Annotated in this window: 13 protein-coding genes; 2 read left to right on the top strand and 11 right to left on the bottom strand. The window is 68.0% G+C overall.

All coding sequences use genetic code 11. The annotated features are described in order from the left end of the window. Positions 1-170: 170 nt before the first annotated feature. The 11 genes from ACFWNN_RS38415 to ACFWNN_RS38365 form a co-directional block, all read right to left on the bottom strand. Positions 171-1,631 (bottom strand): UbiD family decarboxylase, encoded by a 1,461-nt coding sequence (locus ACFWNN_RS38415; RefSeq protein WP_382444883.1) that lies wholly within the window; start codon positions 1,629-1,631, stop codon positions 171-173. Next, positions 1,615-2,265: a UbiX family flavin prenyltransferase gene (locus ACFWNN_RS38410; protein ID WP_382444882.1), complete on the bottom strand. Its 651-nt coding sequence runs from the start codon at positions 2,263-2,265 to the stop codon at positions 1,615-1,617. The genes ACFWNN_RS38415 and ACFWNN_RS38410 overlap by 17 nt, the downstream gene beginning before the upstream one ends. Further along, positions 2,262-3,305 carry an ABC transporter permease gene (locus tag ACFWNN_RS38405; protein WP_382444881.1) on the bottom strand — a complete coding sequence of 348 codons (1,044 nt, stop codon included), beginning with the start codon at positions 3,303-3,305 and terminating at the stop codon, positions 2,262-2,264. The genes ACFWNN_RS38410 and ACFWNN_RS38405 overlap by 4 nt, the downstream gene beginning before the upstream one ends. Before the next feature lie 73 nt (positions 3,306-3,378). Beyond that, positions 3,379-4,290 carry an ABC transporter ATP-binding protein gene (locus tag ACFWNN_RS38400; RefSeq protein ID WP_382444880.1) on the bottom strand — a complete coding sequence of 304 codons (912 nt, stop codon included), beginning with the start codon at positions 4,288-4,290 and terminating at the stop codon, positions 3,379-3,381. A gap of 229 nt (positions 4,291-4,519) precedes the next feature. Further along, positions 4,520-6,703 (bottom strand): MMPL family transporter, encoded by a 2,184-nt coding sequence (locus ACFWNN_RS38395; protein ID WP_382444879.1) that lies wholly within the window; start codon positions 6,701-6,703, stop codon positions 4,520-4,522. 190 nt (positions 6,704-6,893) lie between these two features. Then, positions 6,894-7,346, bottom strand: coding sequence for a winged helix-turn-helix domain-containing protein (locus ACFWNN_RS38390; protein ID WP_382444878.1), 453 nt, complete (start codon positions 7,344-7,346; stop codon positions 6,894-6,896). A 14-nt stretch (positions 7,347-7,360) separates the two neighbouring features. After that, a complete protein-coding gene (locus ACFWNN_RS38385) occupies positions 7,361-8,293 on the bottom strand; it encodes an ABC transporter substrate-binding protein (RefSeq protein ID WP_382444877.1) in 933 nt (310 codons plus the stop codon). A 10-nt stretch (positions 8,294-8,303) separates the two neighbouring features. Then, positions 8,304-9,029 carry an amino acid ABC transporter ATP-binding protein gene (locus tag ACFWNN_RS38380; protein WP_382444876.1) on the bottom strand — a complete coding sequence of 242 codons (726 nt, stop codon included), beginning with the start codon at positions 9,027-9,029 and terminating at the stop codon, positions 8,304-8,306. Further along, the gene (locus tag ACFWNN_RS38375; RefSeq protein ID WP_382444875.1) at positions 9,026-9,898 is read right to left on the bottom strand and encodes an amino acid ABC transporter permease; all 873 of its coding nucleotides are present in this window, start codon (positions 9,896-9,898) and stop codon (positions 9,026-9,028) included. The genes ACFWNN_RS38380 and ACFWNN_RS38375 overlap by 4 nt, the downstream gene beginning before the upstream one ends. Positions 9,899-10,103: 205 nt before the next feature. Then, positions 10,104-11,375, bottom strand: coding sequence for an LLM class flavin-dependent oxidoreductase (locus ACFWNN_RS38370; RefSeq protein ID WP_382444874.1), 1,272 nt, complete (start codon positions 11,373-11,375; stop codon positions 10,104-10,106). Between the two features lie 10 nt (positions 11,376-11,385). After that, positions 11,386-12,237 carry an LLM class flavin-dependent oxidoreductase gene (locus tag ACFWNN_RS38365; protein ID WP_382444873.1) on the bottom strand — a complete coding sequence of 284 codons (852 nt, stop codon included), beginning with the start codon at positions 12,235-12,237 and terminating at the stop codon, positions 11,386-11,388. Positions 12,238-12,414: 177 nt separating this feature from the next. Here ACFWNN_RS38365 and ACFWNN_RS38360 point away from each other — a divergent pair, with 177 nt between their 5' ends. Both ACFWNN_RS38360 and ACFWNN_RS38355 read left to right on the top strand, forming a co-directional pair. Further along, positions 12,415-13,431 (top strand): DUF6745 domain-containing protein, encoded by a 1,017-nt coding sequence (locus ACFWNN_RS38360; protein WP_382444872.1) that lies wholly within the window; start codon positions 12,415-12,417, stop codon positions 13,429-13,431. A 4-nt stretch (positions 13,432-13,435) separates the two neighbouring features. Further along, positions 13,436-13,828 carry a hypothetical protein gene (locus ACFWNN_RS38355; protein WP_382444871.1) on the top strand — a complete coding sequence of 131 codons (393 nt, stop codon included), beginning with the start codon at positions 13,436-13,438 and terminating at the stop codon, positions 13,826-13,828. Positions 13,829-13,848 lie beyond the last annotated feature (20 nt).

Genomic DNA, 13,848 nt, shown 5'->3' with positions numbered 1-13,848 from the left:
CGGGCGCTTTTCAGCCCGGCCTTTTCCGGCCGACCAGCACCTCGCAAGGGCCCCGAAGTCAAGCCCCAATCTCTATCGTCGCGCAGCGGCGATGACGCAACCAACGCTCGTCCGCAGTTGTCTCTGCACCAAAACCAACCATCGCACTGGTGACATACCGCCACCAAACCTCAGATCCAGTTCTCCACAACCCGCTGCTGAAGCTCCCGCGGATAAGAAGCAGCAAACGAAGTGTGCCCCAACCGCTCCCCAACCGGAGGCAACAGCCCGTCGAACACAGTCCGAGGCCCCCACCCCCGCTCATGCTCAGCCTCAGTATGAGAAACGAACAACGGCAACACAGCGCTGTCCAAGTGCACCCGCCCATCCACAGGATGAACCCGAGTAGCAATGGCCCAAGTCAACTCAGCAAGGTTGGTAGCGTCGATGTCGTCATCAAGCAGGTAGATCTGGGGAAAGTACAACCCGGCCTTGTCGTAGAACAACGTCTGCCCAACCCACTCAGCCAGCTGCACACTGGGAGTCCCAGGCTCCACCAACTCCCGCCAATGAGGCGGCACGGTGACCACGAGCCACATCCCCGCGGCCTCCATAGGCGCCCAAACCCGGCTAACGGGCAACCCAGCCGCCCGCAACCGAACAAGACACTGACTGGCAGCACCAACACACGTCACCGTGTGGTACTCGTCCGGCGGCCGCCCCTCCGCCACAAGAGGCCAGATCGGGTCGTCCCGATGCGTGATCGTGTAGACGTGGAACGTGGGCTGCGGCGAAGCCCCAACCGGCTGATACCCGGCCGCCTCACCAAACGGCCCCTCCAACGCGTCACGCTCGGTGGACACGTGCCCCTCGATCACGACCTCAGCCGTGGCCGGCACCTGCAGATCGACGGTCAACGCCTGCACGAGCTCGATGGGCTCACCGACCAGGGCGCCCAAGAAATGCGCCTCGTGCGCCGAGTCGGGCAACGGCATCCCCGCGACATAAGGAATGCCGGGCTCAGCCCCCTGCACCAGCGCGTACGGCATCGGCTTACCGATAGCCGCCCACTGGTTCCAGATCTGCCCGATGTGCTGCCCGTTCGGCACGAGTGCCGTCATCCGCTTGCCGTCGATCTTCATCACGCGCGCGATGGACCAGTTCGTCCACGACCCGTCGGGGGTGCGGACGATCAGCACTCCCCACGTGTTCGCGTACCGGCCGCCGTCCTGCTCGTGCACGATCGGAATCGGGAAGCTGTCCAAAGTGGCCTGTGGCCCCATCAGGACGTTGTCCTGACAGGGCCCCTTGGGAACGACCACCGGCGCGATCGGCTCGCGCACGGCCGCGTCGGCCAGCGCGTCGACGATCTGGTAGCCCGTGGTGTCCGCGGGCAGCCCGAGCGACAGCGCGATCCGGGCGAACGGCAGGTCCTTGCGGGACGACATCGCGGCGGGAGCGCCGAGGATCCGCTGGCCCTCGCGGGCGCCCCTGATGTTGACGAACAGCGGTGCGCGCGCACGGATCTCGTAACTGCGTCTGGTGATCGCGGCCGGCTCCATGTCGCCGTCGACCTCGCGGGAGATCGTCACGAGGTCGCCGAGATCTTCCAACGCGTTCAGGTAGCTCCGCAGATCAGTGAAGTGCTTCATCGCCGTGCTGCTCCTTCCGCTCCCTGCGCGCCTCTTTGCCGCCGTCCCAGCGCGTGGTGAGGTCGTTGTCCACGTCGAACAGGTCGAGCACCCGGCTGGTCACGTGGTCGACCACGTCCTTCATCCCGGTCGGGCCGTTGTAGAAGGCGGGCATCGGCGGGACCATCACCGCGCCCATCCTGGTGAGCGCCAGCATGTTCTCGAGGTGGATCTCGTTGAGCGGCGTCTCCCGGGGGATCAGCACCAGCCGGCGGCGTTCCTTCAGGGTGACGTCCGCGGCGCGCGGGATCAGCCCCTCGCCGTAGCCCATCCTGATGGCCGCCAGCGTCTTCATGCTGCACGGCGCCACGATCATGCCGTCCGTGCGGAACGAGCCGCTGGAGATGGCCGCCGCCTGGTCGTGCGACGAGTAGACGTGATCGGCCAGGGACTGCACCTGGCGGACCGAGAAGTCGGTCTCCATCTCGATGGTCGCGCGTGCCCACTTGCTGAGCACCAGGTGGGTCTCCACCCCGACCGCGCCCAGCGCTTCCAGGAGCCGGATGCCGATCGCGGCCCCGGTGGCGCCGGTCATGCCCACGACGAGCCGCGACGGCATCCGGCTCCCACCGAAGATCCGCCCGCGGTCGCTCACGCGTCCTCCCAGCGGAAGAACATCGCGGCGAACACGCTGATGACGATCGTGAACCCGATCAGCACCGCGCCCGGCAGGAGCAGCGCGTCGATGCCCTTCCCGCGCACCAGGACGTCGAGCATGCCCTCGTTCATGTGCTTGAGCGGCAGCAGGTTCGTGATGAACTTGACCCACTCCGGCGCCTTGTCCACCGGGAAGAAGCTGCCTCCCAGCAACGCCATCGGCAGCACCACGAGGTTCGCCGCGCCGGACACCGAGTCCTCGGTCTGGCAGACGGCGCCCGTCAGCATCCCGACGGAGAAGAAGGCGAAGGTTCCCAGCACCAGCAACGGAATCGCGAGCCACCAGTCGTTGGACAGCTGGAGCCCGAACACGGGCAGCGAGGCCACGGCCACGAAGAGCACGGCCTGCATCAGGGAGATGCCGGTCGCGATCGCCAGCCTGGCCGTGAGCACCGAGACGCGGCCGACGGGGGCGAGCTGCAGGCGCCGCAGCACCTGCTTGCGCCGCCACGCCACCAGGGTCAGCGCGGAGCTGAACACGGCGGCGGACGCCACGCCCCACGAGAGGATGCCGGGCGTGAGGTACTGGATCGGCGCGTAGGCCGCCTCGATGGGCGCCTGCTGCATCGAGTACTTGGGCGGCGCACCGCCCACGCCGGCGTTGGCGCTCGCCACCGCCTCGGAGACCTTGGCGAGCGCCGGAGCGGTCTCCGGGCGGTCCCCGTTGGCGTAGCGGACGTCGACGCCGTCGCCCTGCGACAGGACGACCGCGGCCAGGTCGCCGTCGCGCAGCTGGTCGATCGCCGCGGCCGAGTTGTCGAACCTCACCAGGTCGACGCCCTCGGCCTTCGACAGGGCGGAGACCACCTGGCCGTCGCCGACCACGGCGATCTTGACCGAGGAGCCCATTCCCCCACCGAACAGCACCGCGAACACGACGAGGAACATCAGGGGGAAGAAGAACGTGAGGGCCAGCGCTGCCTTGTCCCGGATCGAGGCCTTGAACATGGCAAGCGACAGGCTGGTAAACGCGGTCATGTCGCAGTCTCCGCTCGGAGGGCTGACGACGTCGGGGGCTCGGACACCGTGGCGACGCCGGTTGGGTGGACGTTCATTCGCGGTACGCGCGACCGGTCAGGTGCAGGAAGACGTCTTCCAGCGTCGCCGTCCGGACCTGGGCGTTGCTGAGGGCGTCCAGCTCGCCCAGCGCCTTGATGGTCACGCCCGCGTCGGAGGTGGAGATGGTGACCGACACGCCGTCGTCCACGACGGACTCGGCGCCCGGCAGCATGCTCACCAGCCGCGCCGGCACCACACCGTGTTCGATGATGACCTGGGTCTGCGTGTCGAGCGCGCGCACGAGCTGGGCGGGCGCACCCATCGTCATGATCCGGCCGGAGTCGATGATCGCCACCCGGTCGCAGAGGATCTCGGCCTCGTCGAGGTGGTGGGTGGTGTAGATGATCGTCTTGCCGCGCGCCTGGATGGCCCGCAGCACGTCCCAGAGGTTGCGCCGGGCCTGGGGGTCCAGTGCCGCCGTCGGTTCGTCGAGGAACACGATCTCGGGGTCGTGCACGAGCGCGCAGGCGATCGACAGGCGTTGCCGCTGACCGCCGGACAGCTTCGTGTCCTGCACGTCGGCCTTGTCCGTCAGCCCGACGAGCTCGAGCATGTCGACTGCCTTCGACTTGCTGATGCCGTACAGCGCGCCGAAGGTCTCGAGCTGTTCCTTGGACGTGAGGCGCTCGAAGAACGAGGACGCCTGCAGCTGCACGCCGATCTTGCGCAGCAGCGTGGGGTTTCGTGGCCACGGGCTCTCGCCGAGCAGCCTCACGGAGCCGGAGTCCGGCTTCCGCAAGCCCTCGACGATCTCCAGGGTGGTGCTCTTCCCGGCGCCGTTGGGGCCGAGAAGACCGAAGAACTCTCCTTCGTCGACGCTGAACGACACGCCGTCAACGGCCCGCAGGTCGCCGTACGACTTGCGAATGTCGCTCGCTACGACGGCTGGGCCGCCTGCATTCATGAAGGAAACGCTAAAGCCCGGAACCCGGTGATCACACCGTTCCGAGCCGATTCTAGGGGACCCCTAGGGCGGATTCAGGGGGCTCACACCCTCAAGCCCATACCGCACGAACAAAGGTGATTCACCTAAACTCCGCGCGATTTCCCACCCCCGGAATCACGCACTCGCCGAAACACGCCGAGGAGGCCCTGGCGTGCGCCAGGGCCTCCTCGGGTCCAATCGAGAAACGTCAGCCGACGGGCTGAGGCACGGACTGCCTCGGCGCCGCGTGGTCGTCGTCATCGTCCTCGACGTCGCCGCCCTCGTGGATCGCCAGCTTCTCCTGGATGCGCCGCAACGGACCGGGGGCCCACCACGCCGCGTCACCCATGAGCTTGAGCACCGCGGGCACCAGCAGCATCCGGACGATCGTGGCGTCCAGCGCGAGCGCCAGGATCATGCCGACCCCGACGAACCGCATCATGGCCACCTGCGAGAACGCGAACGCGCCCGTGACCACGATCAGCAGGATCGCCGCCGCCGTGATCACCCGGCCGGTCTTGGCCAGGCCGACGCGCACCGCCTCCTCGTTGGACGCGCCCTTGCTGCGGGCCTCGACCATCCGGGAGAGCAGGAACACCTCGTAGTCCGTCGACAGACCCAGGATCACCGCCACCATCAGCACGACGATGCCCGAGTCGAGCGGCGACGGTGTCACGCCGAACAACGACGCGAGGTGCCCGTCCTGGAAGATCCAGACCAGCACGCCGAACGTCGCCGACAGCGACAGCGCGCTCATGACGATCGCCTTGATCGGCAGCAGCACCGAGCCGAAGGCGAGGAACATCAGGATGAACGTCGCCGCGAAGAACAGCAGCGCCATCCACGGCAGCCGGTCGCTGATCGCGTCGAGGCTGTCGACGTTCACCGCGGTCGGTCCGCCGACCAGCACGGTGGCGCCCTGCGGGCCGGCGAGCTTCCGCACGTCCAGCACCGCCTGCTTGGACGCGTCGCTCAGCGACTCGCCGGTGAGCGACGCGGACACCAGCCACTTGCCGTCCTTCGGTTCGAGCGCCGCTTCCGCGGTGTCGACGCCGGGGACGTCGGAGACCCGCTGAACGTAGCTCTGCACGGCCTCCGGCGAGGGGTTGCCGGAGATGGCGATGTCGATGCCGGTCTTCGCGAGCTCGGGGAAGTCCTTGTTCAACGTCTCGACGGCGACCCGCGACTCGTTGCCGACGGGGAGCACCTTCTCGGTGACCTCGCCGAACTTGACGTGCAGGAACGGCAGGCCGAGCGCGAGCAGAACCGCCACGATCGGGATCGCGAACAGCCCCGGCCGCTTCATGACCCTGGTGCCGAGCCGGGCCCAGCCGGACCCGTGCTCGCTGCGCGCCATCCGCTTGCGCCACGGCATCGAGAACTTGTCGACGCGGTGCCCGAGGATGCCGAGCAGTGCCGGCAGCAACGTCAGCGAGACGACCGCGGCCACGACCACCGCGGACATGCCGCCGTAGCCGAGCGACTTGAGGAAGGCCTGCGGGAACAGCAGCAGCCCTGCCAGCGCGGTGATCAGCAGCGTCGCGGAGAAGACGACGGTGCGGCCGGCGGAACCCACCGTGCGCTGCACGGCCTGCTCCGGTGTGCGGCCCGCGGCGAGCTCTTCTCGGAACCGGCCGACGATGAACAGGCCGTAGTCGATCGCCATGCCGAGCCCGAGCAGCGTCGCCACGTTGATGGCGAACGAGTTCACGTCGGTGCCCAGCGAGATCGCGTGCAGCAGCCCGAGCGCGCCCATGATCGACAACATGCCGACGATGACCGGCAGCGACGCCGCGATCAGGCCGCCGAACACGATCACCAGCAGGAGCAGGACCAGCGGCATCGACACGGTCTCGGCGCGCACGAGGTCGCTGCCGGACATCTCGGCGATGGCCTTCTGGATCGGGATCTGCCCCGCCGTCAACGCCTGCACGCCGTCGATCACGAGCTGGTCGGAGATCGCGGCGTAGTCCTTCAGCTGGGTGTTCGAGTCGGACGCCTGCAGCGTGATCGCCACCAGCGCCTTCGACTTGTCCGCCGTGCCGAACGGGTTCGGCTGCGGCAGGCTCCAGTAGGACACGACCGTCTTGACCTTGTCGGTCGGCAGTCCGGCGAGCGCCTTCTCGGCCTTCTCCCGCACGTCGGGCGAGTCGATCGTCGAGCCTGTCGGCGCGGTGTAGATCACGACGATGTCGCCACCCTGGCGACCGAATGTGTCCTCGACGAGCTTGTTGGCTCTGATCGACTCACTTGTGGGATCGCCGAAGCCGCCTTCGTTGAGTCGCTCGAAAACTCCGAGGCCCCAAACGCCGCCCATCACGGTCAGCGCCAAAGTGGCGACCATCACCACCCAACGGCGCTTGTACGCAAGTGTTCCCCACTTAGCGAACAAGGTATTCCTCCTACTGTGGTGCTTCTTGACCGACCAGGTTCGACAGGCTGAATGCAATTCACGAATGTTTTCGCGAGGCACGTGCCCAATTCCCGGTTTTCCCAAGTTAGCACCGTTTGGAGCAATCGCCGGAAAGACTGTGGTCCCCACCGGAAAGATAGGGGTACCGCATAGTGGTTCAGGGGTTGCCTCAGCCGGCCCGCCGGTCCGCCAGCCGCACCACGTTCGGTGTGCCCTCCACCCGGAACCGCGCGCTCGACGCCACCAGGTAACCGACTCCGCGCACAGTCTGAATCACATCGGCCGCGTCGCCAAGCTTTTGCCGCACACGCCTCACGTGCACGTCCACCGTGCGCGCACCGCTGTAGTCGTCGTTCACGCCCCAGACGGTGGCGAGCAGCTCACGCCGCCGGTGCACCCGGTCGGTGTGCGAGCACAGGTGGAGCAGCAGTTCGAACTCCAGCCGCGTCAGCTCGACCGGCGAGGAGTGCACGAGGACCTGACGGGTGTCCGGCAGAATCCTCACGTCCACCTCCTCGACGGCCGCCTCGACCGCGGGTGCCAGGCCGGAGTCCCGCAACGCGCCGAGCAGGCGCAGCGCGGTGTCCTCGTCCTCGGTGTCGATGGTGATGCTGAACCTCATGACGGAATTCCCCCTCAGCTCTTCGGCAGGCCCTGCGGATTGATCTCCGACGTCGGCACGGCCTCGTCGGACAGGCCCCAGCGCTTCAGCACCTCGGCGTACTTGCCGTTGGCGATGAGCTGGTTCAGCGCCTCCTGCACGGGGCCGACGAGTCCGCTGTCCTTCTTCGTGGTGGCGGCGATCTTGCCCTGCACGGCCGCGCCGCCGGAGAAGTTGCCGATCACCTCGGTCTCGCCGGAGGTCGCCGAGTGGTACGCGGAGGTCGGGTTCGGCCCGAGGTAGGCGTCGATGCGCCCCGACTGCAACGCCAGGTAGTAGTCCGACGAGTTCTGGAAGTACTTGATGTCGGTGGCCTTCAGCCCCGCGGCGACGTTCTGGGTGCTCCAGTCGACGAGGATCTTCTCCTGGTTGGTGCCCGATGTCACGGCGATGACCTTGCCCGCCACGTCCTTGGGCTCCTTGACCTTCCAGCTGCCGCCCTTCTTCGCCTCGAACGCCAGGGTGTCGAGGCGGTAGGTGGCGAAGTCGTACTTCTCCTTGCGCGCCTCGGTCACGGTAATGTTCGAGAACCCGAGGTCGTAGGCGCCGCTGTCGAGGCCCACGAACAGGTTCTCCCACGACGACACCTCGAGCTTCGCCTTCAGGCCGAGCGTGTCGGCGACCAGCGAGGCGATGTCGGTCTCGACGCCGATCACCGTCTTGTCGTCGGTGGCGTAGAACCGCAGCGGCGGCGCTGTGCCGGCCGAGCCGCCGATGGCCAGCTCACCCTTGGTTCTGAACTTCTCCGGCACCTTGGCGGCGATCTTGTCGTCCTTGGCCGCGGTGACCCGCTTCTGGTCCGGGCCGAGGTTCACGCTCAGGCCGGCGACCTCGACGGGCTCTTCGCCACCGGCCGTGCCGCACGCGGCCAGACCGAACGCCAGCACGGCGAGAAGTACTTTGCGCACAACGAACTCCTTAAGAAAGAACCTTGGACAGGAAAGCGCGGGTGCGCTCGTGAACGGGGTGGTCGAGCAGCTCGGCGGGTGGTCCCTCTTCGACGATCAGGCCCTCGTCCATGAACACGATCCGGTCGGCCACCTCGCGGGCGAAGCCGATCTCGTGCGTGACGACGACCATCGTGGTGCCGGACCGGGCCAGGTCGCGCAGCACGTCCAGGACCTCGCCGACCAGTTCGGGGTCGAGCGCGGACGTGGGTTCGTCGAACAGCACGACTTTCGGCCGGGTGGCCAGCGCACGGGCGATCGCGACCCGTTGCTGCTGGCCACCGGAGAGCTGACGCGGGTAGGCGGAGGCCTTGTCGGCGAGCCCGACCCGTTCCAGGAAGTGCCGCGCGTCGGCCAGGTCCGCCACCTCGGCGATGTTCTCCAGCGCGGTGAGGTGCGGGAAGAGGTTGAAGTTCTGGAAGACGAACCCGATGTCCTTGCGCTGCTTGAGGATCTCGCGTTCCTTCAGCTCGTGCAGCTTGCCGCCCCGCCGCCGGTAGCCGATCAGGTCGCCGTCGATGGTGATGTACCCGCGGTCGACCTTCTCCAGGTGGTTGATCGTGCGCAGCAACGTCGACTTGCCCGAGCCGGACGGGCCGAGCACCACCACGACCTCGCCCGCCGCGACGTCGAGCGACACCCCGCGCAGCACCTCCAGCGACCCGAAGCTCTTGTGCACGCCCAGAACCTCGATCACCGGCGGTCTCCTCGCGCGAAGTAGCGCTCGACGTAGTGCTGGCCGATCGAGAGCAGGGTGGTCAGGATGATGTACCAAACGGTCGCGACCATCAGCAGCGCGACGACCCGCGCGTTGCGGCCGTAGATGACCTGCACCTGGTAGAAGAGCTCGCCGATCGCCATCACCGAGACGACCGACGTGCCCTTGAACAGGCTGATCACCTCGTTGGCGGCGTTGGGCAGGATCGACCGCATCGCCTGGGGCAGCACGATCCTGCGGAACTGCCGAAAGCGAGGGATGCCCAGCGCGGCCGCTGCCTCCAGCTGCCCGCGGTCGACGGAGATCACCCCGGACCGCACGATCTCCGCCGCGTAGGCCGCCTGGTGCAGCGCGAGCCCGAGGATCGCCGCGCCCATCGGGCTGATCAGCGAGATCGTCTCGAAGCTCACGAACTCCGGCCCGAACGGGATGCCGAGCGAAAGCCGTTGGTACAGATAGGAGATGTTGAACCAGAACAGCAGCTGCACGATCAACGGGATCGACCGGAACGCCCAGATGTACGTCCAGCCCACCGCGCTCAGGAACGGGCTCTTCGACATCCGCAGCACCGCGACCACGATGCCCAGAGCGAACCCCAGCGCCGTGCCGGCCACGGTCAGCACGATGGTCGTGCCGACGGCGGTCAGGATCGACTGGGCGGTGAAGTACCGCGCGAACGTCGGCCAGTCCCACGCGGGGTTCGTGACCAGGCCGTGCACGAACTGCGCGGCCAGCACCAGCACGAACGCGACACCGACCCAGCGCCACGGATGGCGGGCGGGCACGACCGGTAAAGCAGAAAGATCATCGTCCTTTGTGGACGGAGGCGTCAGGGTGCCAGAGGTCATGGGGAGTCCTTGCTGCGGCGGGGAACGTGAGACGAGCGAGATGAAGAGTCAGCTCGTGCAGTCGATGCGACAGCGGGAGGACAGGATCAAGGCGACGTTCATCCTGTCCTCCCTTCCCTGCGCTCTTGAGGAGAGCACTCACTCAACGACGCTCACGTTATGTACCGGCCATCGGGCCGGGCAAGGACGTCCACTTGCTGAACAACTATCGGAGTCCGAGATGATCCCTCAACGTCGGACCTGAGTACTCGGCACGGAAAACGCCGCGCTCCTGCAACAACGGCACGACGGTGTCCGCGAACTCGTCGAGCCCGCCCGGCGTCACGTGCGGCACGAGGATGAACCCGTCCGCCGCGTCCTGCTGCACCAGGTCGTCGATCTGCGTGGCCACGGACTCAGCCGACCCGACGAACGTCTGCCGCGCGCTCACGTCGATCACGAGGTCCCTGATCGACAGGTTCTTCGCCGCGGCCTTCTCCCGCCACTCCCGCACGGTCTGTGCGGGATCCTTGAACATCCGCACGCTCGCCCGCCCCTTGGCGATCGTGTTCTCCCCCACCACCGGCTCGACCTCCGGCAGCGGCCCGTCCGGGTCGTACGAGGTGAGATCGCGGTTCCACACCTGTTCCAGGAACCGGATCGCGGTCGCCCCGCTGACCTGCTGCCGTCGCACCACAGCGGCCTTCTCCTGCGCGTCCGCGTCCGTGTCGCCGAGGACGAACGTGGCCGCGGGCAGCACCACCAGCTGGTCGTGCGTGCGCCCGTACTTCGCCAGCCTGCCCTTCACATCGGCGTAGAACTTCTGGCCCGCCTCCAACGTGCCGTGCCGCGAGAAGATCGCATCGGCCGTGGCGGCGGCGAACTCCCTGCCCTCCTCGGAGTCCCCGGCCTGCAGGATCACCGGACGCCCTTGGGGCGAACGGGGCACCCCGAACGTGCCGCTGATGTCGAAGTGCTCGTCGGTGTGCGAGAACGGCCCCACGCCGGTGTCGAAGAGCTTCCACGCCGTGCGCAGGAACGACTCCGCGCGGCTGTACCGGTCCTCCTGCTTCAGGAACCCGCCGCGCCGGAAGTTCTCGCCGGTGAACGCGTCCCAGGACGTCACGACGTTCCAGGCGGCGCGCCCGTCCGACAGGTGATCCAAAGACGCGAACTGCCGCGCCACCTCGTACGGCTCGTTGAACGTCGAGTTGATCGTGCCCGCCAGCCCGAGGCGCGACGTGACCGCGGCCAGCGCGGCGAGCACGGTGAACGTGTCCGGGCGGCCGACGACGTCCAGGTCGTAGATCTGCCCGCCCTGCTCACGCAGCCGCAGCCCCTCGGCCAGGAAGAAGAAGTCGAACTTCGCCCGTTCGGCCGTCTGTGCCAAGTGGACGAACGAGTCGAACTCGATGTGGCTGCCCGCCTGGGGATCACTCCACACCGTGGTGTTGTTCACGCCGGGGAAGTGCGCGGCGAGGTGGATCTGCTTGGTCATCTCCGCGCTCCTAGGCGAACTGGTTGGCAGGCCGGGCGAGACCGAGCCGGTCCCGCAACGTCGTGTGCTCGTACTCGGTCCGGAACAGCCCGCGCGAGCGCAGCTCCGGCACCAGCTCGCGGGTGATCCGGCGCAGGTCGCCGTGCAGCCGGAAGCCCGCGAACCCCTCCGCGTGCCACGCGGCGAGCTGGTCGGCGGACGTGGCCGCGTCGGCGTCTCGGAACACGAGCCTGTCGGGCACCGAGGGATCGTCGCCGAACACGATGTCCCCCAACGCTTCGGAGGCCGCGATCAGCGGATGGCCCTGCGGCGGTCGTGGCGTGATCGACGGCCCCCGCACGGAGAACCAGCGGCCTTCGAAGTCGATGTAGTGCAGCTTCTCCCGGTCGATGAACCGCCCGGTGGCCTCGTCGCGGATCTCCGCGCCGTCCTCCCAGCTGTCCCACAACCGCCGCAGCACCTCGGCGTAGTCGCGCGCCTCCTCCCAGAGTTCAACCTCAGACCCGATTCCACGCCGCCCGAAGTGCCGCGCGTCGGCCGGATCCAGCGCCACGGTCAGTTGCACGCCGGCCCGTCCGCGACTCACGTAGTCGAGCGTCGCGATCGCCTTGGACAGGTGGAACGGCTCGGTGTGCGTCACGACCGCCGTCGGCACCAGGCCGACGTGTGTAGTCAGCGGCGCGACGCGCGCGGCCGTGAGCACGGCGTCGAGTCCGGGCGCTCCGCCGAGCGAGTCGCCGAACGTGACGAAGTCGAGCGTGCCGTGCTCGGCCTCGCGCACGAGATCGGCCCAATGCGTTGCGGTGATAGCTTCCTCGCCGGTCGCGTGGAGCGCGGCGGCCAGATGCAGTCGGGTGCCCACCGGTTCCCCTCTCGTCGTTTATCCGCATTCTGGGCACGCGGAGAACGCTCACGCTGGGACGGCCACTGGGTGGGACACCTTGCCAGGACGGGAATTTTTTCGTGGTTGCCAATCACGGCCCGGTGGTGTCACGATCTTCCGCATGACGATCCGAAAGGGCGGTAGCGCCCTCGCGCTGTGAGCGCACCGGGCGGGCTCGAGGCCCGCTCCACCGAAGTTCCCCGGCTCCGCGACGACTGGCTCGCCCACGCGCTGAGCACCGCACCCGCTGATCGTCCGGCGGCCGAAGAGGCCGTGGCGACGCTGTACGCGTCCGTCGGCAGGCCGCCGCCGGAGTTCGCCTGGGTGCGCTCCCCCGCCGAAGCCGCGACGCTCCTGCCGGTCGGCAAGATCGCCCGCAACGACGACTGGCAGTCGGTCGAGGCACAGATCGCCGCCCAGGTGTCTGACCTGCGGTTTCGCCTGCGCCGGCGGTCCGAGTGGCAGGGCGCCGTGAGCGGGCTGCGGGCCGTCGTCCGAGAAGGCCTGGTCCCGGCCATCAACTCCACCCTGCCGGGCACGCTCGGCGTCGGCTGGGCCGGCCAGCACGAGGCCGACTGGCAGGCCGAGCTCGACACCCCCGAGACGAGGATCGACCCGCACGACCTCGCGTTGCTCGCCGTGTGGCAGACGCTCACCCGCACGACCGGGTGGTGGTGGCCGCGCGAAGGCCGCTGTGTGATGTCCGATCGTCCGACGGCCGTCCACGTGGACGTGAACTCGTTGCCGCACAACGACAACGGACCAGCGATCACGTTCGCCGACGGCACCAGCGTCTACGCGTGGCACGGACAGGCCGTGCCGCGCTGGGTCATCGACGAACCGGACGTCGTGCGAATCCTCACTGAACCCAGCATCGAGGTGCGGTTCTGCGCCGCGGAACGCCTCGGCTGGGAGACCTACGTCGAGCAGGCGCAGCCACCGTTGCTCGGCTCCGTGCCCGACCCCGGCAACCCGGGCTTCGACCTGCGCCTCTACGACCTGTGGGACCAGATCAACCTGCTGCTGGTCGTGAACGGCTCGGTCGAACGCGACGGCACCCGCCGCCGCTACGGCCTGCGCACCTGGCGTTGGGTGAACGACCCGCTCGAAGCCGCCGCCGCGACCTACGGATTGACGGCAGACCAGTACTCACAACTACTACGCCGTACCTAAAAACATGAACCTTGCAGAACTCGTCGACCGCACGAACGTCGACACGCTCGACCACCTCGAGCGCCAGGCCACCGTCCCCGTCGTCGACGGCCTCCAGGCCCAGGGCGACCTGATCGTCATCCCCTTCGACCTGCTCGACCCACCACCGCTCACCGAGGCCAGAACCGAGGTGCCACCCGAGGGCGTGCACCTCGTGGCTGCCCTCAACGGCGGCAACCCGCACGTCCTCGTCGCGGACCCGGGCACCTGCCGCTGGGCCGCGGAACGCGACGCGACCGTGATCCAGAACAGCGCACCGGCGTACCTGCTGCACCCCGAGCACGGCGGCACCGGCATCGCGCCCGGACGCTGGCTCATCCGCAGGCAGTGGTCGGTGCTGGGCCTCGTCGCGGACTGAACGTTTGCCTTGACGTGAGC

The organism is Lentzea sp. NPDC058450, assembly GCF_042721395.1.
Lineage (GTDB): Bacteria > Actinomycetota > Actinomycetes > Mycobacteriales > Pseudonocardiaceae > Lentzea.
The sequence above is the reverse complement of the archived record's forward strand: the minus strand, read 5'-3'. Positions and strand labels throughout refer to the sequence as shown.